The 21,144-nt window shown below is 54.2% G+C and carries 23 protein-coding genes and 1 tRNA gene; 4 read left to right on the top strand and 20 right to left on the bottom strand.

Annotation, left to right across the window (positions count from 1 at the left end; genetic code table 11):
- Window positions 1-41: 41 nt before the first annotated feature.
- The 7 genes from hscB to trmJ form a co-directional block, all read right to left on the bottom strand.
- The gene (gene hscB / locus BM300_RS23225; RefSeq protein WP_092223328.1) at window positions 42-563 is read right to left on the bottom strand and encodes a co-chaperone HscB; all 522 of its coding nucleotides are present in this window, start codon (window positions 561-563) and stop codon (window positions 42-44) included.
- 8 nt (window positions 564-571) lie between these two features.
- Window positions 572-895 (bottom strand): iron-sulfur cluster assembly protein IscA, encoded by a 324-nt coding sequence (gene iscA / locus BM300_RS23230; RefSeq protein WP_030139597.1) that lies wholly within the window; start codon window positions 893-895, stop codon window positions 572-574.
- A gap of 24 nt (window positions 896-919) precedes the next feature.
- Window positions 920-1,306 carry a Fe-S cluster assembly scaffold IscU gene (gene iscU / locus BM300_RS23235; RefSeq protein ID WP_003185157.1) on the bottom strand — a complete coding sequence of 129 codons (387 nt, stop codon included), beginning with the start codon at window positions 1,304-1,306 and terminating at the stop codon, window positions 920-922.
- A gap of 43 nt (window positions 1,307-1,349) precedes the next feature.
- Entirely contained in the window at window positions 1,350-2,564 is a 1,215-nt protein-coding gene (locus BM300_RS23240; protein WP_063322856.1) for an IscS subfamily cysteine desulfurase, read from the bottom strand.
- 50 nt (window positions 2,565-2,614) lie between these two features.
- Entirely contained in the window at window positions 2,615-3,106 is a 492-nt protein-coding gene (gene iscR / locus BM300_RS23245) for a Fe-S cluster assembly transcriptional regulator IscR (protein WP_003185160.1), read from the bottom strand.
- Between the two features lie 263 nt (window positions 3,107-3,369).
- Window positions 3,370-4,146: a serine O-acetyltransferase gene (gene cysE / locus BM300_RS23250; protein ID WP_072346750.1), complete on the bottom strand. Its 777-nt coding sequence runs from the start codon at window positions 4,144-4,146 to the stop codon at window positions 3,370-3,372.
- A 1-nt stretch (window position 4,147) separates the two neighbouring features.
- A complete protein-coding gene (trmJ, locus tag BM300_RS23255; protein WP_092464143.1) occupies window positions 4,148-4,918 on the bottom strand; it encodes a tRNA (cytosine(32)/uridine(32)-2'-O)-methyltransferase TrmJ in 771 nt (256 codons plus the stop codon).
- A 144-nt stretch (window positions 4,919-5,062) separates the two neighbouring features.
- Here trmJ and suhB point away from each other — a divergent pair, with 144 nt between their 5' ends.
- A complete protein-coding gene (suhB, locus tag BM300_RS23260; RefSeq protein ID WP_003185165.1) occupies window positions 5,063-5,881 on the top strand; it encodes a type III secretion system regulator SuhB in 819 nt (272 codons plus the stop codon).
- A 310-nt stretch (window positions 5,882-6,191) separates the two neighbouring features.
- Here the strand turns inward: suhB and BM300_RS23265 are convergent, their stop codons facing one another.
- From BM300_RS23265 to queA, 6 genes are all read right to left on the bottom strand, one after another.
- Window positions 6,192-6,740 carry a glycine zipper 2TM domain-containing protein gene (locus BM300_RS23265; RefSeq protein WP_014336691.1) on the bottom strand — a complete coding sequence of 183 codons (549 nt, stop codon included), beginning with the start codon at window positions 6,738-6,740 and terminating at the stop codon, window positions 6,192-6,194.
- A 117-nt stretch (window positions 6,741-6,857) separates the two neighbouring features.
- Window positions 6,858-7,772, bottom strand: coding sequence for a protein translocase subunit SecF (gene secF, locus BM300_RS23270; RefSeq protein ID WP_092143843.1), 915 nt, complete (start codon window positions 7,770-7,772; stop codon window positions 6,858-6,860).
- A 9-nt stretch (window positions 7,773-7,781) separates the two neighbouring features.
- Window positions 7,782-9,650 carry a protein translocase subunit SecD gene (gene secD / locus BM300_RS23275; protein WP_092412918.1) on the bottom strand — a complete coding sequence of 623 codons (1,869 nt, stop codon included), beginning with the start codon at window positions 9,648-9,650 and terminating at the stop codon, window positions 7,782-7,784.
- A 63-nt stretch (window positions 9,651-9,713) separates the two neighbouring features.
- The gene (gene yajC, locus BM300_RS23280; RefSeq protein WP_007916913.1) at window positions 9,714-10,052 is read right to left on the bottom strand and encodes a preprotein translocase subunit YajC; all 339 of its coding nucleotides are present in this window, start codon (window positions 10,050-10,052) and stop codon (window positions 9,714-9,716) included.
- A 43-nt stretch (window positions 10,053-10,095) separates the two neighbouring features.
- Window positions 10,096-11,211 (bottom strand): tRNA guanosine(34) transglycosylase Tgt, encoded by a 1,116-nt coding sequence (gene tgt / locus BM300_RS23285; RefSeq protein ID WP_161951757.1) that lies wholly within the window; start codon window positions 11,209-11,211, stop codon window positions 10,096-10,098.
- A 14-nt stretch (window positions 11,212-11,225) separates the two neighbouring features.
- Complete coding sequence (gene queA / locus BM300_RS23290) at window positions 11,226-12,275, bottom strand: tRNA preQ1(34) S-adenosylmethionine ribosyltransferase-isomerase QueA (protein ID WP_025211994.1); 1,050 nt, start codon at window positions 12,273-12,275, stop codon at window positions 11,226-11,228.
- A 108-nt stretch (window positions 12,276-12,383) separates the two neighbouring features.
- Between queA and BM300_RS23295 the strand changes: the two genes are divergently transcribed.
- The 3 genes from BM300_RS23295 (at window position 12,384) to BM300_RS31465 (ending at window position 14,179) form a co-directional block, all read left to right on the top strand.
- Window positions 12,384-12,468 (top strand) — tRNA-Leu (locus BM300_RS23295).
- 288 nt (window positions 12,469-12,756) lie between these two features.
- The gene (locus BM300_RS23300; RefSeq protein ID WP_092180211.1) at window positions 12,757-13,086 is read left to right on the top strand and encodes a hypothetical protein; all 330 of its coding nucleotides are present in this window, start codon (window positions 12,757-12,759) and stop codon (window positions 13,084-13,086) included.
- Between the two features lie 43 nt (window positions 13,087-13,129).
- Window positions 13,130-14,179: a PD-(D/E)XK nuclease domain-containing protein gene (locus tag BM300_RS31465; RefSeq protein ID WP_092464145.1), complete on the top strand. Its 1,050-nt coding sequence runs from the start codon at window positions 13,130-13,132 to the stop codon at window positions 14,177-14,179.
- A 34-nt stretch (window positions 14,180-14,213) separates the two neighbouring features.
- Here the strand turns inward: BM300_RS31465 and BM300_RS23310 are convergent, their stop codons facing one another.
- From BM300_RS23310 to BM300_RS23340, 7 genes are all read right to left on the bottom strand, one after another.
- A complete protein-coding gene (locus tag BM300_RS23310) occupies window positions 14,214-14,540 on the bottom strand; it encodes a low molecular weight protein tyrosine phosphatase family protein (RefSeq protein ID WP_092464147.1) in 327 nt (108 codons plus the stop codon).
- Window positions 14,537-14,731, bottom strand: a complete 195-nt coding sequence (locus tag BM300_RS23315; protein ID WP_092464149.1) for a hypothetical protein — start codon at window positions 14,729-14,731, stop codon at window positions 14,537-14,539. The genes BM300_RS23310 and BM300_RS23315 overlap by 4 nt, the downstream gene beginning before the upstream one ends.
- Window positions 14,732-15,074: 343 nt before the next feature.
- On the bottom strand, window positions 15,075-15,719 hold the full coding sequence (locus BM300_RS23320; RefSeq protein WP_092464151.1) for an SLATT domain-containing protein: 645 nt from the start codon (window positions 15,717-15,719) through the stop codon (window positions 15,075-15,077).
- Window positions 15,720-15,927: 208 nt separating this feature from the next.
- Entirely contained in the window at window positions 15,928-17,367 is a 1,440-nt protein-coding gene (locus BM300_RS23325) for an RNA-directed DNA polymerase (protein ID WP_170862097.1), read from the bottom strand.
- A 211-nt stretch (window positions 17,368-17,578) separates the two neighbouring features.
- Window positions 17,579-19,642 carry an ATP-binding protein gene (locus tag BM300_RS23330; protein ID WP_092464153.1) on the bottom strand — a complete coding sequence of 688 codons (2,064 nt, stop codon included), beginning with the start codon at window positions 19,640-19,642 and terminating at the stop codon, window positions 17,579-17,581.
- Entirely contained in the window at window positions 19,639-20,109 is a 471-nt protein-coding gene (locus tag BM300_RS23335; RefSeq protein ID WP_092464155.1) for a hypothetical protein, read from the bottom strand. Before BM300_RS23335 ends, BM300_RS23330 begins: the two co-directional genes overlap by 4 nt.
- Window positions 20,110-21,012 (bottom strand): hypothetical protein, encoded by a 903-nt coding sequence (locus BM300_RS23340; RefSeq protein WP_092464156.1) that lies wholly within the window; start codon window positions 21,010-21,012, stop codon window positions 20,110-20,112.
- Between the last annotated feature and the right edge of the window lie 132 nt (window positions 21,013-21,144).

Below are 21,144 nucleotides of genomic sequence, written 5' to 3' on the forward strand. Positions count from 1 at the left end.
GACTTATCTGTAATCAGGCGTGCGACCGGAGCGGCACTGGGTTAATCGTCGAGGCGCTCTTCTAGCTGGCGCACTTCGTAGGTGAGCTTGTCGAGGAACTGCATGCGCCGCATCAGGCGTTCGGCCTGTTCGCGTTGCGCGGCATCGTTCCAGCAGGCTGCGAAGCTTTCGTTCAGTGTTTGCTGGGCGTCTTTCAAGCGTCGCTTGAATACCGCGACACCGGCCAGATCGGCGCTGTCCTGCAGGTCTTCGAGCTCTTCGCGCCATTGCATCTGCTGCAAAAGAAACTCGGGATCGTGGACCGTGACCTCCAGCGGCAACTCATGGCCACTGATGGCAAGCAGGTAACGTGCGCGCTTGGCAGGGTTCTTGAGCGTCTGGTAAGCCTCGTTGAGGTTCGCCGACTGCTCGAGCGCCCGCCGCTGCTCAGCCTCGGAGCCGTCGGCAAAACGGTCCGGATGAACACCACGGGCCAATTCCAGATATCGCGCCGACAACTGATCGAGATCCAGCTGGAAAGCAGGCTGCAACTGGAACAACGCAAAATGACAAGGAGTACCCACAAGCTGCCTCAGATGTTGAAGCTTTCGCCGCAGCCACACTCACCGCGCACGTTGGGGTTGTTGAACTTGAAGCCTTCGTTCAACCCTTCCTTGACGAAATCCAGCTCGGTGCCGTCCAGGTACGTCAGGCTTTTCGGGTCGATGATCACTTTCTGACCATGACTTTCGAACACCTGATCGTCTTCGCCCACTTCGTCGACGAATTCCAGTACATAGGCGAGGCCAGAACAGCCCGTGGTGCGAACACCCAGGCGGATACCCTCGCCCTTGCCACGCCCCGCGAGGGAACGCTGCACATGCTTAGCTGCCGCTTCTGTCATCTGGATAGCCATGAAAACTCCTTACCAATGCGCGGATCAGATCAAGCCTTTCTTCTGCTTGTAGTCGCGAACGGCGGCCTTGATGGCGTCTTCGGCGAGTACCGAGCAGTGGATCTTCACTGGCGGCAGGGCCAGTTCTTCGGCCAGCTGGGTGTTCTTGATGGTTTCGGCTTCATCAAGGGTCTTGCCCTTCATCCACTCGGTGGCCAGGGAGCTGGACGCGATGGCGGAACCGCAACCGTAGGTCTTGAACTTGGCATCTTCGATGATGCCTTGCTCGTTGACCTTGATCTGCAGACGCATCACGTCGCCGCACGCCGGCGCGCCGACCATGCCGGTGCCGACATCAGGATCCTGCGCGTCCATCTTGCCGACGTTGCGCGGGTTCTCGTAGTGGTCGATGACCTTTTCGCTATATGCCATTTGCTTCAATCCTCATCAGTGAGTCGCTCTGGTGGCGACTTCTTCAGTGCGCCGCCCACTCGATTTTCGAAATGTCGACGCCGTCTTTGTACATGTCCCACAGCGGCGACAGAGCGCGCAGCTTGGTAACGGCCTCGCAGACTTTCTGCGCGGCGTAATCGATTTCTTCTTCGGTGGTGAAACGGCCGAAGGTAAAGCGAATGGAGCTGTGGGCCAGTTCGTCGTTGCGGCCCAGGGCGCGCAGTACGTACGAAGGCTCAAGCGACGCCGAGGTGCACGCCGAACCGGACGACACGGCCAGATCCTTGAGCGCCATGATCAGCGACTCGCCTTCAACGTAGTTGAAGCTCAGGTTCAGGTTGTGCGGTACGCGGGCGATCATGCTGCCGTTGACGTAGAGTTCTTCGAGGTGCTCGACCTGCTTGAAGAAGCGGTCGCTCAGGGCCTTGATGCGTACGTTCTCGGCGGCCATGTCTTCCTTGGCCACGCGGAAGGCTTCGCCCATGCCGACGATCTGGTGGGTCGCCAGGGTGCCGGAACGCATGCCGCGCTCGTGACCGCCGCCGTGCATGGTCGCTTCGAGGCGAACACGCGGCTTGCGGCTGACGTACAGCGCGCCGATGCCTTTAGGGCCGTAGGTCTTGTGGGCCGAAAACGACATCAGGTCGACTTTCAGCTTGGACAGGTCGATGTCGACCTTGCCGGTGGACTGGGCCGCGTCGACGTGGAACAGGATGCCCTTGGAACGGGTCAGTTCGCCGATGGCGGCGATGTCGTTGACGGTGCCGATTTCGTTGTTCACGTGCATGATCGAAACCAGGATGGTGTCGTCGCGCAGGGCGGCTTCAACCATGGCCGGGGTGATGATGCCGTCTTCACCGGGCTCGATGTAGGTGACTTCGAAGCCTTCACGCTCCAGTTGGCGCATGGTGTCCAGGACAGCCTTGTGCTCGATCTTGGAGGTGATCAGGTGCTTGCCCTTGGTGTGGTAGAAATGCGCGACACCCTTGATTGCCAGGTTGTCGGATTCAGTGGCACCGGAGGTCCAGACGATTTCACGCGGGTCGGCGTTGACCAGGTCAGCGACCTGGCGACGGGCGTTTTCGACCGACTCTTCGGCCTTCCAGCCAAACACGTGGGAACGGGACGCCGGGTTACCGAAGTTTCCGTCGACCAGCAGGCATTCACTCATTTTTTGCGCAACACGCGGATCAACCGGGGTGGTCGCAGAGTAATCAAGGTAAATCGGCAATTTCATGGACTCTCTCCTAAATCAGGCTGGCTGGCGTTCCGCGTGCTCTGCGGCAGTCATTCGACGGCGGACGCTTCAATCTTGTCCAGGTGCGGCGCCTTGCTATTGCAACGACGCTGGTCCTGACGCTGGGCTACTTCTTGCACCTCACGACGAGTTACAAGGTCAGCCAAGCTGATACCGCTTAGAAATTCGTGAATCTGCAGGCTGAGGTCGCACCACAAGTGGTGGGTCAGGCAAGTATCACCGCCATGGCAATCGCCAAGGCCCTGGCATTTGGTCGCATCGACCGATTCGTTCACCGCATCGATCACCTGGGCGACCTGGATGCCCTGCATGTCCCGCGACAGCTGGTAGCCGCCGCCTGGGCCGCGAACGCTGGAAACCAGGTTGCTACGGCGCAGCTTGGCGAACAGCTGTTCAAGGTAGGACAGGGAAATGCCCTGGCGCTCGGAGATATCGGCCAGGGACACCGGCCCGTGCTGCGCATGCAATGCCAGATCCAGCATTGCGGTCACGGCGTATCGGCCTTTTGTAGTCAGTCGCATGGACAATTACCACGGAGTTCGGAATGGGGGCGAGTATGCAATTCCCGAGTATTTAAGTCAAGTATAAGACCTAGTGCTTTACTCAGGTTTACCCGCGAAAGAGCGCGCGCATGATAGCAAAGGCTGGTCGGCGGCGACCAGCGATACCGCGTTATCGTTTATCGCGAGCAAGCTCGCTCCCACAGGGATCTGTGGTGTACACGAATTGTGCACCCACCAAAACCCCCTGTGTGCGAGCTTGCTCGCGATGAGGCCTGCCGGGTTTAGCTGGCCTGGCTCTGATCCTTGTCCTTCACACACGCGAAATCTTCCTCGCGCAGCTCAGGCAGGTCCTTGGCACAGTAATTACTGCCCAGATCCTTCAGGGCCCCGCACATCCCCTCCAGGCGCCCATCGACGGCCTGCAAGTGATCGAGCAATTGGTTGATGGCGCGGGCGACCGGGTCGGGCATGTCTTCGCCGACACCGTAGGCGTCGAAGCCGATCTTCTCGGCCATGGCCTTGCGGCGCGCGTCCTGCTCGTCATCGGACTTGACGATGATCCGCCCCGGAATACCCACCACGGTCGCGCCAGGCGGCACGGCCTTGGTCACCACGGCGTTGGAGCCGACTTTCGCCCCCGCCCCTACCGTGAACGGCCCGAGCACCTTGGCGCCGGCACCGACTACCACGCCGTCTTCCAGGGTCGGGTGGCGCTTGCCTTTGTTCCAGCTGGTGCCACCGAGGGTCACGCCCTGGTACAGGGTCACGTCGTCGCCGATCTCGGCGGTTTCGCCAATGACGATACCCATGCCGTGGTCAATGAAGAACCGACGACCGACCTTGGCGCCCGGATGGATCTCGATCCCGGTCAACCAGCGCCCGAAGTTCGAGACCAGCCGCGCCAGCCACTTCCAGCCCATGTTCCACAAGGCACCGGACAGGCGGTGGATCCAGATCGCGTGCATCCCCGGGTAGCAGGTCAGCACTTCAAAGGCATTGCGCGCCGCCGGGTCACGATGGAAAACACTTTGGATATCTTCACGCAAACGTTCGAACATTTTATTTCTTCCGCTTAATCAGCTCGCCACGGGCCGCCTTCTGGGTTTCCGTGAGGATGCCGCGCAATATATTCATCTCCGCCCGGCTGACCGAGCTTCGTCCGTACAACCGACGCAGGCGCGCCATCAAGTGTCGCGGCTTTTCCGGGTCGAGGAACTCGATGTCCACCAAGGTCTGCTCCAGGTGCTCATAGAATCGTTCCAACTCGTCCATGGTCGCCAGTGTCTCACTGCGCGGCGACGTGACCTCGGTTTTTTCGACTTTGCTGGGCTTGCCTTCGGCTGCCAGCCAAGCCATGCGCACTTCATAGCTCAACACCTGCACCGCCGTCCCCAGGTTCAAGGAACTGAACTCGGGGTCGGAAGGGATATGCACGTGAAAGTGACATCGCTGCAGCTCGTCGTTGGTCAGGCCGGAATCTTCACGACCGAACACCAGGGCGATCTCAAAGCCTTGCGCGGCTTCCTCGACCACTTTGGTGCCGCATTCGCGGGGGTCGAGCAGCGGCCAGGGGATACGGCGGTCACGGGCGCTGGTGCCGAGCACCAGGTTGCACCCCACCAAGGCGTCTTCCAGGGTGGCGACGACTTGAGCGTTGGCCAGGATGTCACCGGCACCGGAAGCCCGGGCGTCAGCCTCGTGATGGGGAAACAGACGCGGTTCGACCAGCACCAGGCGCGACAGGCCCATGTTCTTCATGGCCCGCGCAGCTCCGCCGATGTTACCCGGATGGCTGGTATTGACCAGGACGACACGAATGTTCTGCAACAAGGGGGGCGCTCTCGAACACGATAAAGGGAGCAAATCTTACAGAAGCACCTACCGTTAAGCTATGAAAGCGAACACCAACCTTCTCCTCGGAAAACTTTCTGATAGAATGCGCGGCTTTCTTTAACAACCTTAGGTGACACATCCATGCAGCCCATGCTGAATATCGCGCTGCGCGCCGCCCGCAGCGCCAGTGAACTGATCTTCCGCTCCATCGAGCGCCTGGATACCATCAAGGTCGATGAAAAAGACGCCAAGGACTACGTGTCCGAGGTCGATCGCGCCGCCGAGCAAAAGATCGTCGACGCCCTGCGCAAGGCTTATCCAAACCACTCCATCCTCGGTGAAGAGACCGGCATGCACGCCGGTACTGGCATCGAAGGCGAAGAGTACCTGTGGATCATCGATCCGCTGGACGGCACCACCAACTTCCTGCGCGGCATTCCTCATTTCGCTGTCAGCATCGCCTGCAAATACCGTGGCCGCCTGGAACACGCCGTTGTGCTGGACCCGGTTCGCCAGGAGGAATTCACCGCCAGCCGTGGCCGTGGCGCCCAACTGAACGGTCGTCGCCTGCGCGTCAGCGGCCGCACCAGCCTGGACGGCGCCCTGCTGGGTACCGGCTTCCCGTTCCGTGATGACCAGATGGACAACCTGGACAACTACCTGGGCATGTTCCGCGCCCTGGTCGGCCAGACCGCCGGCATCCGCCGCGCCGGCGCTGCGAGCCTGGACCTGGCTTATGTAGCCGCTGGCCGTTTCGATGCGTTCTGGGAATCGGGCCTGTCCGAATGGGACATGGCTGCTGGCGCCCTGCTGATCCAGGAAGCCGGTGGCTTGGTGAGCGACTTCACCGGCGGCCACGACTTCCTTGAAAAAGGCCACATCGTTGCCGGCAACACCAAATGCTTCAAGGCTGTGCTGACTGCTATCCAGCCGCACTTGCCGGCTTCGTTGAAGCGTTAAGCCGCTCGGCTACAGAAAAAGCACCCTTCGGGGTGCTTTTTTTATGCCTGCCCCACACCACTCAGCCCAGATAAATACCCCGTGGCGAGGGAGCTTGCTCCCGCTGGGCTGCGCAGCAGACCCAAGATCTTGCGGTCGCTGCGCAACCGAGCGGGAGCAAGCTCCCTCGCCACAATGGATGACACCCTGAACATTGATGGAAGCTGACCCACCGCTATCGCGAGCAATCTCCCACAGGGGATTTGGGGTGGGGCTTAAAATGCGGGCGAAAAAAAAGCACCCCGAAGGGTGCTTTTTCATAGCGACTGGATCACTGGGCGGGTTCGTTCTGCCCCAGGATCAGTTGGCCTTCCTTGCTCACCGGGATCTGGTTGCCCGGGTCGCGGTCCATGCGGACTTTGCCTTCTTTGCCGTCGAGCATGTAGCGAACGTCGTAGCCTACAACCTTGTCGCTGATGTCATTGACCGTGTTGCAGCGCGTCTGGGTGGTGGTGTAGGTGTCGCGCTCCTGCATGCCTTCCTGAATCTTGTTACCGGCATAACCACCACCGGCCGCACCCGCCACGGTGGCGATTTTCTTGCCGGTGCCGCCGCCGATCTGGTTACCCAGCAAGCCACCGGCTACGGCGCCCAACACGGTGCCGGCGATCTGGTGCTGGTCCTGGACTGGCTTCTGCCGAGTCACGGTGACGTCCTTGCACACTTCACGCGGGGTCTTGATTTGGGTCTTGACCGGCTCCACGGCCAATACTTGCGCATACTCAGGGCCACTTTTTACCAAGCTGTAGGTGGCGACCGCACCACCGGCTGTTACACCGACAGCACCCAATACCGCACCAACCAGCATCGATTTGTTCACTTGAACCTCCTGACCATCACAAGCGGATTAATCCGCGCTTCTCCCAGCCTTGGAGCACAAAAAAAGGCGCGAGTTCAACTCGCGCCTTTTCAGCCGTGACGGGTGGAAACCGGAGCCTTACGGGCGGTCGTCCACTTCCGTTTCGGTGGCCGCTGGAGGAATCAGGTCCTCGGTGCTCAGGTTCAGCCAGATCAGCACCACGTTAGCGATGTAGATCGAAGAGTAAGTACCCGCCAGCACGCCGATGAACAGCGCGATGGAGAAACCGAACAGGTTGTCGCCACCAAAGATCAGCAGCGCCGCAATCGCCAGCAAGGTGGAGATCGATGTCGCCATGGTCCGCAGCAGGGTCTGGGTGGTCGAGATGTTAATGTTCTCGATCAACGACGCCTTGCGCAGCACACGGAAGTTCTCACGCACCCGGTCGAACACCACGATGGTGTCGTTGAGCGAGTAACCGATGATCGCCAGCACCGCCGCCAACACCGTCAGGTCGAAGGTGATCTGGAAGAACGACAGGATGCCCACGGTCACGATCACGTCGTGGATCAGCGAGACAATCGCACCCACCGCGAACTTCCACTGAAAGCGGAAGGCCAGGTAGATCAGGATGCCGCCCAGCGCCATCAGCATGCCGAGGCCGCCCTGGTCGCGCAGCTCTTCACCCACCTGCGGGCCGACGAACTCGACGCGCTTGACCTGGGCCGGGTTATCGCCGCCGGCCTTCTGCAAGGCCTCGGCCACCTGGTGACCCAGTTGCGGGTCTTCACCCGGCATGCGCACCAACAGGTCCGTGGTCGCACCGAAGCTCTGCACGATGGCATCGCTGTAGCCCGACGTCGCCAGTTGCTCGCGCACCTTGGTGACATCGGCCGGACGCTCGTAGGTCAGCTCGATGAGCGTACCGCCGGTGAAGTCCAGGCCGTAGTTCAGACCCTTGGTGGCCCAGCTGAATAACGCCAGTACGGTAAGGAACAATGTGACGCCGAACGCAACGTTGCGAACGCCCATGAAGTTGATTGTACGTAACATGGCAGCCCCTTAAATCCACAACTTCTTGAAGTCACGACCGCCAAAGATCAGGTTGACCATTGCGCGGGTCACCATGATGGCCGTGAACATCGAGGTAAAGATCCCGAGGGACATGGTCACTGCGAAGCCCTTGACCGGGCCGGTGCCCATGGCGAAGAGAATCCCGCCCACCAGCAACGTGGTCAAGTTGGCGTCGAGGATCGCGGTGAATGCCCGGCCGAAGCCTTCGTTGATTGCCCGCTGGATCGACATGCCCGCGGCGATTTCTTCACGTATCCGCGAGAAGATCAGCACGTTGGCGTCCACCGCCATACCCATGGTCAAGACGATACCGGCGATACCCGGCAGGGTCAGCGTAGCCCCCAGCAGCGACATCAGGGCCAGCAGCATCACCATGTTCACCGCCAGCGCGACGGTGGCGATGATGCCGAAGAAGCGGTAGATGGCGATGATGAACAGCGACACGAACAGCATGCCCCACAGGGATGCATCGATACCCTTGGTGATGTTGTCGGCACCCAGGCTCGGGCCAATGGTGCGCTCTTCAGCGAAGTACATCGGTGCGGCCAGGCCACCGGCACGCAGCAGCAGGGCCAGTTCCGAGGATTCACCCTGGCCGTTGAGGCCGGTGATGCGGAACTGGCTGCCCAGTGGCGACTGGATGGTCGCCAGGCTGATGATCTTTTTCTCTTCCTTGAAGGTCTGGACCGGTACGTCTTTCTCGACGCCATTGACCACTTGCTTGGTGTAAGTGGTGGTCGGCTTCTGCTCGATGAAGATCACCGCCATGCTGCGACCGACGTTGCTGCGCGTGGCGCGGCTCATCAGTTCGCCGCCGTGGCCGTCGAGGCGAATGTTCACCTGCGGACGACCCTGCTCGTCGAAGCCCGCCTGGGCGTCGGTCACCTGGTCACCGGTGATGATCAGGCCACGCTCGATCTGCGCCGCCGGACGACCGCCTTCACGGAACTCGAAACTCTCGGAAGTGGCCTTGGAAGCACCCGGCTCAGCGGCCAGGCGGAATTCCAGGTTGGCGGTCTTGCCGAGGATACGCTTGGCTTCGGCGGTGTCCTGCACGCCCGGCAGCTCAACCACGATGCGGTTGGCGCCCTGGCGCTGCACGATCGGCTCGGCCACACCCAGCTCGTTGACGCGGTTACGCACCGTGGTCAAGTTCTGCTTGATGGAGTATTCGCGGATTTCCGCCAGCTTGGCCGGGGTCATCGCCAGACGCAGCACCGCCTGACCATTGAGGTCGGACGGCACAATGTCGAAATCGTTGAAGTTCTTGCGGATCAGCGCACGGGCCTGCTCGCGGGTATCTTCATCGCTAAAGCCCAGCTGAATGGCACCGTCGAGTTGCGGCAGGCTGCGATAACGCACGCGCTCTTTACGCAGCAAGCTCTTGACGTCGCCTTCGTAGACTTTCATGCGCGCGTCGAGGGCTTTTTCCATGTCCACTTCCAGCAGGAAGTGCACACCACCGGACAAGTCCAGGCCCAGCTTCATCGGGTGCGCGCCGAGCTTGCGCAGCCATTGCGGGGTGGTCTGGGCCAGGTTCAGGGCCACGACGTAATCGTCACCCAACGCCTTGCGCACCACGTCCTTGGCTGGCAGTTGGTCTTCTGCCTTGACCAGGCGCAACAGGCCGCCCTTGCCGTTTTCGGCGATGGACGCAGCCTTGACCTCGATATTGGCCGCCTTGAGCGCAGCGCTCGCACGGTCCAGATCGGCCTGGGTGACCTGCAGCGCAGTGCTTGCGCCACTGACCTGAATGGCCGGGTCATCCGGGTAGAGATTGGGAGCGGAATAAATCAGACCGACCGCCAGCACCGCCAGGATCAGTAAATATTTCCACAGAGGGTATTTGTTCAGCATCACGCCGCCCGCTTATGACGCGGGGCGCCTTGCGCGCCCCGTCGATTGAATAGAAGTTGTTACTTAGATCGCTTTCAGCGTGCCTTTTGGCAGCGTGGCCGCGATGGCGCCCTTCTGGAACTTCATTTCAACAGTGTCGGACACTTCCAGTACCACGAAGTCATCAGCCACTTTGGTGATCTTGCCCGCGATACCGCCGGTGGTGACCACTTCATCGCCCTTCTGCAAGCTGCTGAGCAGGTTCTTCTGCTCTTTGGCGCGCTTGGCCTGTGGACGCCAGATCATCAGGTAGAAGATGACCAGGAAGCCGACCAGGAAAATCCACTCGAAACCGCCACCCATAGGGCCGGCAGCAGCAGGTGCAGCGGCATCAGCCATGGCGTTAGAGATAAAAAAGCTCATTTAGCACTCCAGTTGCAAGTATTGAATCTAGGGATCGGAAAACTCAGTCCAAAGGCGGAACAGGCAACCCGCGCTTGGCATAGAAGGCCTCGACAAAGGCGGCCAATGTACCCTGTTGGATAGCCTCGCGCAAACCAGCCATAAGCACCTGATAATGGCGCAAATTGTGGATGGTATTGAGCATACTGCCGAGCATTTCGCCGCACTTGTCCAAATGATGCAGATAAGCGCGGGAGAAGTTCTGGCAGGTGTAGCAATCGCACGTCGGATCCAGCGGCGAATCATCATGGCGATGGAACGCATTACGGATCTTCAGCACACCGGTGTCGATGAACAGATGCCCATTGCGGGCATTACGGGTTGGCATCACGCAATCGAACATGTCCACCCCGCGGCGCACACCCTCAACCAGATCTTCCGGTTTGCCAACGCCCATAAGGTAACGAGGTTTGTCAGCGGGCATTTCGCCCGGCAGGTAATCGAGCACCTTGATCATCTCGTGCTTCGGCTCACCCACCGACAGGCCGCCAATCGCCAGGCCGTCGAAGCCGATCTTGTCCAGGCCTTCCAGCGAGCGCATGCGCAGGTCGCGGTGCATGCCGCCCTGGACGATGCCGAACAACGCTGCGGTGTTTTCGCCATGGGCGTTCTTCGAACGCTGGGCCCAGCGCAACGACAGCTCCATGGACACCCGCGCCACGTCTTCATCGGCCGGGTACGGCGTGCATTCGTCGAAGATCATCACGATGTCCGAGCCCAGGTCGCGCTGCACCTGCATCGACTCTTCCGGGCCCATGAACACCTTGGAACCGTCCACCGGCGAGGCGAAGGTCACGCCCTCCTCCTTGATCTTGCGCATCGCGCCCAGGCTGAACACCTGGAAACCGCCGGAGTCGGTCAGGATCGGGCCTTTCCACTGCATGAAATCGTGCAGGTCGCCGTGGGCCTTGATCACTTCCATGCCCGGGCGCAGCCACAGGTGGAAGGTATTGCCCAGGATGATTTCCGCGCCAATCGCCTCGATGTCACGCGGCAACATGCCCTTGACCGTGCCGTAGGTGCCCACCGGCATGAACGCCGGGGTTTCCACGGTACCGCGGGGGAAGGTCAGACGACCGCGACGAGCCTTGCCATCGGTGGCGAGCAACTCGAAGGACATGCGACAGGTGCGACTCATACTGTTTCCTCGGGTCCGCGTGGCGCGGGGTTACGGGTGATGAACATCGCATCACCGTAGCTGAAAAAGCGGTATCCATGCTCGACGGCGGCCTTGTAGGCGGCCATGGCTTCGGGATAACCGGCGAACGCCGAAACCAGCATCAACAGCGTGGATTCAGGCAAATGAAAGTTGGTGACCAGGGCATCGACCACATGGAACGGCCGGCCCGGGTAGATAAAGATGTCGGTGTCGCCACTGAACGGCTTGAGCACGCCATCGCGAGCAGCGCTTTCCAGGGACCGCACACTGGTGGTCCCCACCGCCACCACCCGCCCACCGCGAGCGCGACAGGCCGCCACGGCATCGACCACTTCCTGGCTCACTTCGAGCCATTCGTTGTGCATGTGGTGGTCTTCGATACGCTCGACTCGCACCGGCTGGAACGTGCCAGCGCCAACGTGCAGCGTCACGAACGCCGTCTCCACGCCCTTGGCGGCAATCGCCTCCAGCAACGGCTGATCAAAATGCAGCCCCGCCGTCGGCGCCGCCACCGCCCCCAGGCGCTCGGCGTACACGGTCTGATAACGCTCGCGGTCCGAACCTTCGTCCGGGCGGTCTATATAAGGAGGCAACGGCATGTGCCCGACACGGTCGAGCAGCGGCAACACCTCTTCGGCAAATTCCAGCTCGAACAACGCATCATGCCGCGCCACCATCACCGCCTCGCCGCCACCGTCGATGAGGATCGACGAACCCGGCTTGGGCGACTTGCTGGAGCGCACATGGGCCAGCACACGATGACTGTCCAGCACCCGCTCCACCAGAATCTCCAGCTTGCCGCCGGAGGCCTTCTGGCCAAACAACCGCGCCGGAATCACCCGGGTATTGTTGAACACCATCAAATCGCCCGGGCGCAAATGCTCAAGCAAATCAGTGAATTGACGGTGAGCCATGGCACCGCTGACCCCGTCCAGGGTCAACAGTCGACTGGCGCGACGCTCGGCCAGAGGATGGCGAGCGATCAGCGAATCCGGGAGTTCGAAGGTAAAGTCAGCAACACGCATGATGGGGTTCGTCTAGCAGGGCCGGAAAGTCTAGCGGAAATATCAAAAATTCACCATGAAACGTGATTGACCAACGGTAGGCACCTCTCTATACTTCGCCGCCATTGAGCCCTGATGGCGGAATTGGTAGACGCGGCGGATTCAAAATCCGTTTTCGAAAGGAGTGGGAGTTCGAGTCTCCCTCGGGGCACCATCTTAAAGAAAGACCTTGAAATTCAAGGTCTTTTTTTTCGTCTGCAGGAAAGTCACCCGATCCATTTGTGGCGAGGGGATTTATCCCCGCTGGGCCGCGAAGCGGCCCCAACCACCAAACCTGTGGCAAGGAAGAATCTGTGGCTAGTAGGAACCCGTGGCGAGGGAGCTTGCTCCCGCTTGAGCGCAAAGCGCTCACAAAAATGTCACAGCACCCACCGATGCTCCGCCTTGCGACGCCCAATTGATCCACCGCCCCTCCTCACCCGCTGACAAAGGATTTCACCCCATGGAATTGCTGCTGGAAACGGTTGCTCTTTACTCGCTGAAGCTGGCTTACGAGACGGAGGGGCATAGTCCGATTTTGCGGGATGATCACCTGATGGCGGACTATGAGCGGGAGGTGTTTGGGTTGTTGGTGCGCAGAGAAGACATTCAAACTATCCAGGCAAAAGTGCAGCACTGCTTGGACTTGGCGCTGGAGGCACTTGGGGGCAGCAACACCGCTTTGGGACGGGAACTGGGCCGGTTGGCGACTGACTTCAGCGCTACCCAGACGATAGCGGAGCTTCGGGATCCGCTTCTAACCCTTAGGGATTACCTGAAAGATATCCAGTAAACCTGCAAGACCTGGCGCAACGAACATCTTGGAGAAATACGCTTTGCTGAAATGGATCTCTGCATTTTTTCTTAGAAGTAGCGAAAACGACACACTGGGCGAGTTAGTGATGGAGAACCGGCGCTGGCGCATGTTCGCCAAGGTCGGCTTCACCATATTGGTGTTCATGCCCATCCTCACCTACTGCTCCTGGATAGCCCCGCGGTTTGAGGACTCGGGGCTTACCAATCCCGCAGTGCTTGAGGTGATCAATAGCGAAGAGTATCAACAGGCAACCCGGGAAATATTTGCTCTGCTCGACCTCTACAACCGGGGCGAGATTGGCCTGGACTCGCTGCGCGGTTTACAAGGCGTTCACCGAATTGGCGGCGTAACGGTCACTTTCAACCTGCAGTTGGTACCACGAGACGAGCCCAGGCAAGGAGGAGGCAACAAATACAAGCTTGATGGCCAGTACAAAGTGACAGTCGTCACAGGCTATCTGGTTATGTTTCTGACCATCGAACTGTTTTTGATTGGGATAGCAACCTGCGTCATTTTCCAAAGACCACCAAAAGCGCAGCGCAGGTTTGAGGAACAGATACTCCAGGAGCATTTCTCCTTTGATATGCCCGCCCTCCCCGTTACCGAAGAGCGAGCCGACCAGATCATCGAGCGCATGCTGCTGCGTTTTCACCGTTTTGCGAAAGACTTGGAACACCGCCCGCGCGGCCGAAAGGGAGTTCAGCTTGACGATGAATACGACGTCCAGTTTCTGGTCAACGCGTTGCTAAGATTGCAGTTTGATAATGTAAAGCCTGAAGAGCCGTCCCCGAGCATGGCAGCAGGCGGCACCCGCGCAGACTTCCTCCTGCCTGAACATGGGCTCTTTATTGAACTCAAGATGACGCGCGACGGTATGACCGCAAGATCGCTAGCCGACGAGCTGATCCTGGATATCGCACGCTATCGTGCCCACCCCGAATGCCATGCAATCATTTTCTTCGTTTACGACCCTCGCGGCCTTGTTAAGAACACCGTGGCATTGCAAACGGAGTTATCGGAGATTGCGGGTGAGCTCCCTGTGAGCCTGATCGTTTCGCCTAGCCATTGAAGAAAAGGCAGCTCGTGAAGATTGCCCTAAATGCTCAAATACACAGGTATGACGTCACCGCCTGTTCAAGCATGTCCACCAGCTCAGGATCCATGAAGCGATAGTCATCGGGAATATCCAGAACATGCAGCTGCTTGTGCTCAAGCAGCCGAGCGTGCTCTGCCCGCAGACGATGCTCGTGCTTGCGCTCCATCACAAATATGACATCGGCCCAACGGATATCCGCTGGGCCGATAGGCTTGCGTGCGTTCGGGCTGGTGCCCGCCGAACGAATGCTGAAGCCAGGACGTCGACGCCAGATCGCCTCCCCGGTAGGGCTGCGCCATTGATTACGACTGCAAACGAACAGGAGATTAGTCACTCTTGATCCAACAGTTGGCGAGTGGTGCGGATGGGATAGCTCATACCGAGCTGAAGCGCCCGGTGCAGCTTGTCGGCACGGGTGTAGATCAGCTTCCAGTTCTTTTCTGGTTTGAAGTCCTGCGGGCTAATCGCTTCGCGCCCCTTGTGCTTGCGGGATTGCGCGCGTCTCCAGCTGCGGGTTCTTTCCATGGTTGTTTCCTCGTGAGTACCGGGTTCAGCAGCCGCAGTAATACGAGGTGGTGGGGATGGTGTGAATTGGGGTTGGCTAGTGTGGGTAAGGTTAGATAGCTGTGGTCAGACGGTCCGTAACGGCTGTTGTTTCAGGATAAAGGTAAGGGGGAAGGTGTCGATCTATTGCTAGCAAAAGAAAAGCCATCCCCTTTCTGAACGTTAAAATTCAGGTGGGCAAGCTAGGAAAATCACCGATCATTTGCATCTTAATTAAACCGGTCAGATCAAATAAAACAAACGGCTAGCCGAAAAATTCTCAGGTGATTCAACCTAGAAACGATGTACTGATTAACGGCGGGAACTATACGGGAATGATTCTGGAGAATGTGTACCACATAACAAGGATAGTAACGGCCCATAGCCCCGCGTAGTACCATATACTAGAGGCATTCCATATTAGCCAAGCAAGCCCAGCCTCTACTTTTGTTAGCTTTAAGTACTCAAACTCGGGCGAATGACGCTTTGTGATTAAAAAAAATCTGTCATCGATCGGAGTGTGATTCTCGGCGCACTGACCTTTTATTTCTTCATATTCCAATCTTAACGAGTTCGCCTCTTCCTGGCTAATAGGTGTTTTTTGCTCGCCATTATATTTTGCAACCATATGACCAATTTTGCTTTGAAGGGCATTAAGAGCCTCTGCATTTATGTGAAGCATGTGCGCCTTCACTCCATTCGCCGAGCCCCACTCCATCAAGGTAAAAACCAAAATAAATAGACCCATGCAAATAGATATCGCCGTAAGCAAGTTATCCAAACCGGAAACAACTTGTATTGGGATCGAATATATTCTTTGCACAACAGCAATAATTATGCTTAACGCAGAGAATAGAGCCAAACTAATAGTGGAGAATAATTCCCTCCTCTTGAGGCGACGAGAAGCGTTGTATCTGGCTCCTGACGTTCTCCAGACGGTAGTCTGCATTTTTTTCAGATATTCAAGCATTGACTTTTTCCAAATAGTATGTTCGTGGCGCCTGAGAGATCAGTCAGATCCTCTTCCCGGGCAGCTATCGTATAGCCCTCGAGAAGGTTTAACACTAGGTGTCAGGCCCTGCTTTCGCTAGGTTTCGGGCACTTCCGCTCCAGCCAATGGATGGTAGGAGGTACTGCTTGCGCAGTAGGCGCCACTCACGAATGTAAATGTACACGGGTTAGGAATAAATTTCACCTTCATCTGAATGCATTGCTGCAAGGACAGCTTTAAGATATTCATCATATATTTCATCAATCTGCTTATCTGTAAGTGGGATATCTGGATCTATCCGACCTCTGGCTGCCAGAAAGCTTATTTTCTGAGCGGACGTGGTAATCTCATCATAATTCCTAACATATCCACCTTTGGGATTGAACTTCATTTCGTAATACGCCCTACTTAGCTTCTTGATTACGCTAGGTGCTTGGGCATTTACCTCATGCATACGCTTGAGCATTCCGAGAATTGCTTTGTCCATTTTATACAGCAGAGATATATCGGTTATTTGATTAAAATATGCAACCCAACCATACCGCTTATTCCCACTAATAGCGCCGGTAATTTTTTCGTTAAGTTCCATAAAGAAAATTTCAACCAAACGCTCCTTGGTGAGGTACTTTTGTCGCTCCAATCGCTTTAACTTATTATGCTTGTATTCGGTAAGCTTTTCGGCAACAGACTGCAAGAAGCGCTCAATAGTTGCATCTCTAACTGTTATTTCCGGCCAGGAAAAAGTGTACCCAAGATATCCGAATGTATTTGAAATTGGGGCTATCTGTGTCTTACCAGACCCAAGGCTGTGTAATGACAGTCCTCTCCTATTTAGGCGTCCCTTAAGAGATTGGTATGACTTTTTAACTGATTCCTCAGGACCGTACATCAGCACATCGTCCACATATCTGAAGTATGTTATATCGGGAATATCTTTAAATGCATCATCAATTACTTGCATATAGATAGATGCAAGAATATTTGATATTGCAAGACCCTGAGGGACGCCTTCAAAGTGTTGAAACTTTGATCGCTGTGTTTTCTTTGTGTTTTTAGGTACCGTTGGAGTTCTCAACGCATGATAAATTAATTTTAGCGCTCTTTCACACTTTACCCTTTTGGCAATTTCCTTCTTAAGCCTTTCAGGTTGTATGGAATCATAGAATGTCTTTATATCTGTACTACAGACCCAAGCGGATGATGGGTCTAGTGTCTTCATGTCTTCCGATATCTGTCGAACATAGGTGCTCGCGATATTTTTTGGCACGCGCTCCGGAAAAATAGCCGCGAGATACTTCTGAAGCTGATGAAGTATCACTCTATCCCTAACAATTGGAACTCCAATAACTCTTGGAGGTTTTCCGCGACCCTTCAACTTCAACTTTTCAAGAAAAGGGGCGAAGCGAAAGGAACCATCCAGACACTTATTTGAGGCTACGGTCAGCTCAGCAATTGAGCGACTGGAAAACTGGAATCCATTGAGTCGATCAATTCCTTTTGCAGAGTTATTTATGAAACGCTCATTAAAGACTGCTTGAAGACTAGCAGCGGAAAACATGTATTCAAACAAACCAATACTATCCGGCACTTCATGCTCGAGCAAAATATCATTCCAGCTGAATTTCATTATTTCTCCCGTATGACTTTTGGCGCAGCCCTATAGCTCACCGCGGACAAATTGGACTAATTCACCCCTAACAAAAACAAATAAATAAACCCAAAGAAAAATTTATCTATTCTTTGTATCCCTTTATCCACCTCAACAATTTCTCCTCACACAAACATGACATGCCATCACCAGTTGTCGTTGCCACTCAGGAGTCAAACTGGAGAAATACTTAGTTTGTTAAAATCGAAGAACCTAACGGTGCGATCAACTCTTGCTCAAAGTGAATAACGTTCGCCTGAATACCATCGAGTATAGCCCCGAGCTCTTCGGCCTTTTCGCTCGTACCTATAATTACTTGCTGCTGCGTATTCACGGTCCCGGAGACCTCCTCAATAAAACTCCTAAAACTAAGGTCTTTAGCTTCCTGCTGTCGAGGCTCATCCAAAATCAACAAATTAAGATAATTACTGGAAAAACCCTTAAACTTTGAGGTCAACATTAACGCGTAAAGATATGCCCAAATGACTCTTATATTATCGCTTGCTGATGCCTCAGATCCAATCTCCACACCGTCAAGAGCTGGCCGATAGGTACGTTCAGAAATGGTAAATTCCTCAATTTTAGTGCTTCGATACCCGAACCTTCCAAGTAAGCGCTTGAAGTTGGATTCAAGAACCTTAAGCTTTGATCGATCATTAAAACTCAATCCATCCTTTGGAATTATTTTTAGCTTAGCTTGAACAGTTTTCCATGCCTCCGCCTGTTCGATCAACTCTAGGCGCATATCCATGAGGGATGCGTTTGCCTTCACCAACCGTGCAACGTCATCTTCTAGAATTAACTCTTCCTTAATTCTAGCCTTGGACACCCCAATTTCCTGAGCATTAAAATCAACCAACTCACTCCTTAAAACATCAAAAATTTTAGAAACATCCTGTATCTCCTTATTCTTCTCATCTAAAGCTATTTCTTTCAGCCTAACCATCTCTTTTTCCGACGCGAGTAAAGACTGCGTCATATCAAGCTGTTTTTCAAGATATGCAATATTATCAGACACTCCTAATACTGAAGCCTCATGAATATGCGGCAGCAATGAATCATCTACCAAATGCCCACATGTTGGACATTTATTAGCAATCGTTGCAAAGTTTTCATCCGAACCGATTTTAATCAGGCGCTCTACATCTTTATACTTTCTCAAAGTATCCTTCTGATCAGCCTCCCTTAATTTCAAAGAAGAAAGATAGCTTTCAGAAAAATCTAGCTGCTGTGTAATTTCATCTGCTCGCGCGGAAAACGACAACAGCTGAGAATGAAGCTCCTGAAGTTTCTTATACTTGGGATTACTCTCAAGTAAGATCGGATAATTATCGTTGGCTTTGAATTTACATAGTTGCTCTTGTTTTTTTACAATCAATTCTGACAAGGTATACTCCTTGCCATCCATAGATATTACAATCTCACAAAGCCCCATTGCCTCAGGGGCGCGAGGTGTTTCAGGCACATCTGAAATGTGCCCATACACTTGTCTCGCAAGAACGTCAATCCTGTCAACTTTAGAGGCCCATATTTTTTCAATATTACTTTCTTCAAATATAAGTTCTTGCCGCCGACGCTGAGAATCAATCATCTCCAGATCTAGAGCGAAAGCAATGATGCGTTGGGACAGATCTTTAATACTCAAATGAGTGGGTAATACATTTAAAATCCCCCCCCAACCTCGGGTCTGCTCGACATAATTAACACAAAAAACAGCCTCCAGATAAAGTGGGCACTTCGTTCCGTCATACTTAACCACCTGCGGCAAATTCATACTTAGAAATTCCGCAAGGAAGGTATGAAATCCGCGTTCGTTGACAGCGGACCCAGGCATTCGCACATGATAGTCCCTACGCTGCAATCCACTGATCCCTTTGCTAACTCCCGGACCAAACCAAACTTTTACCAGCCCACTGTATTCGGCTTTGCTATTCCTACAGATAGTAATTATTTCACCGAGGTTATTCTCCAACTCCAGGAAAACATTTGAACTGGAAACAAGAGCTTCCTCCTCCCCGTTAACTCTCAGGGTCCTTGTTAAGGCCGACTTTAACGGAGTCCCTTTAATTGGACCCAGCACTCCCTCAAGGCCTAACGCAAATATTATTGACTGCAGGCAAGTACTTTTACCAAATGTATTCTCTGCATGAATGATATTCAGACCATCTACAAAAGGTATTTCTACACCATAAAGACCGTAATCGGTAGATGTTTCAATCCGCAACTTATTGAGTTTCAGCCTTAGATCCGTCATAACCTCCCCTCAAGCAATCGATCAATAAAACCATCCGAAAAAAAATTCTTATTGAAGTTACTCATAAAAAGTTTTTCTTCTAGAAAAAGCTCTGAGTCCGCCATGATTCGCCGAGACAAATCCGCTCCTCTCTCCGTTAACTGAATGTTCTTTAATTCATCAAGCTTGAATAGCCTCTCACCAAGGCCAATATCGATTGCTCTATCAACACTCGGATCCAACCTCACTTCGATATGCGACTCATTTAAGATTGGGTCCTCTACCAGTAATTTCATCTTTTTATGAGAGCTTACCAACGAACAAATAACTAAGATTTTTTTTGGGCTAGCTTTTGCGGCTCGACACAACTTAAAAAGTATAAGCGCTATAATTGAAATCTTCCATATCGGGCGGATCTCCGGAGGGATAGGACTACCCCTATAAATAAATTTTGGGTTTGCTTCTGGTTTCTGAGTTAGAAGTTCCATTCAGAGCTCCAGGTCGCAACGTAGAAGCCAGTCACCTACCATCCCTTGAGAAATATGATCAAGATCATCTGCATGTACATTACAGCCATCCTGCAAATGTTCTGACAGGTGTTCTATTTGTTCAAGCAAGGACCTCCGGGGGGCAGAGATCATTTCCAGTTTTAGTGTTTTCTCTCGCTTACGTCTCACCATCTCAATTTGACTATATTGCTGCGGATAGTCTTCTTGCAATTTCAACATTGTGTTTTGAGTTTCTATCGATGACTTCACAAGTAGTCGTCGCGCAGGAATCATATTCTGCTCATCAGCATTTGGAAGACTCAACAGCTTTCTGGTTATATTTTGAAGAAACTCGGAATTGGTTTTTTCGGATTCAACCACAGTACACTCGGGTACATCCTGAATATCAAGACGAAGTTTGTGCAGACCTTTTGAAATCAACTCCGCCTGCTCAGCCTTAAACTCATCCAAAGACCAGATTAAAATATGAAACCCCGAACTATCAACATATGACAAGCTCTTTGAAACAACCTCAGCTGTTTTTTTAGTTGCGTATGCTACTAAATCTTTACTTTGATGCTTTGGAACCATGAGAACCCAACGCTTAATTTTTGTATTACCAAGAATTTTCTTAAGCTTCGCTTCATTGTTTATAAATTTAAAAATATCAGTTCTTATTTTCTTTATTTGCTTCTCTGCGAGTTCTGCTGGCCTACAGAATTCGTCAGGACAATATGTTTGATAAGCGTTGCCATTCAAAGAATAGCCTTCTATGCCACCATCACCACCATCACCGTCAGGAATGGGAATATAATTTTCAGTGCCATGTTTTAGCCTTAGGAGGTCATTTACATAAGATTCCCACTCCTTAGCCTCCCATAATCTGACGGTATGATTACTCATCGCCGCCACCTATATGTGAGTTAATAAAAAGACGATTCGCTATTAAATTAATATAGCAGCTATTGTAAGTCAGCCCTGAGAGATATTTGCTCGTTTTCCGAGCAGCCACTTTCAGCAGTTCCATGCCTCATC

Origin of the sequence: Pseudomonas sp. NFACC46-3, from assembly GCF_900114515.1 — a bacterium.
GTDB lineage: Bacteria > Pseudomonadota > Gammaproteobacteria > Pseudomonadales > Pseudomonadaceae > Aquipseudomonas > Aquipseudomonas fluorescens_Q.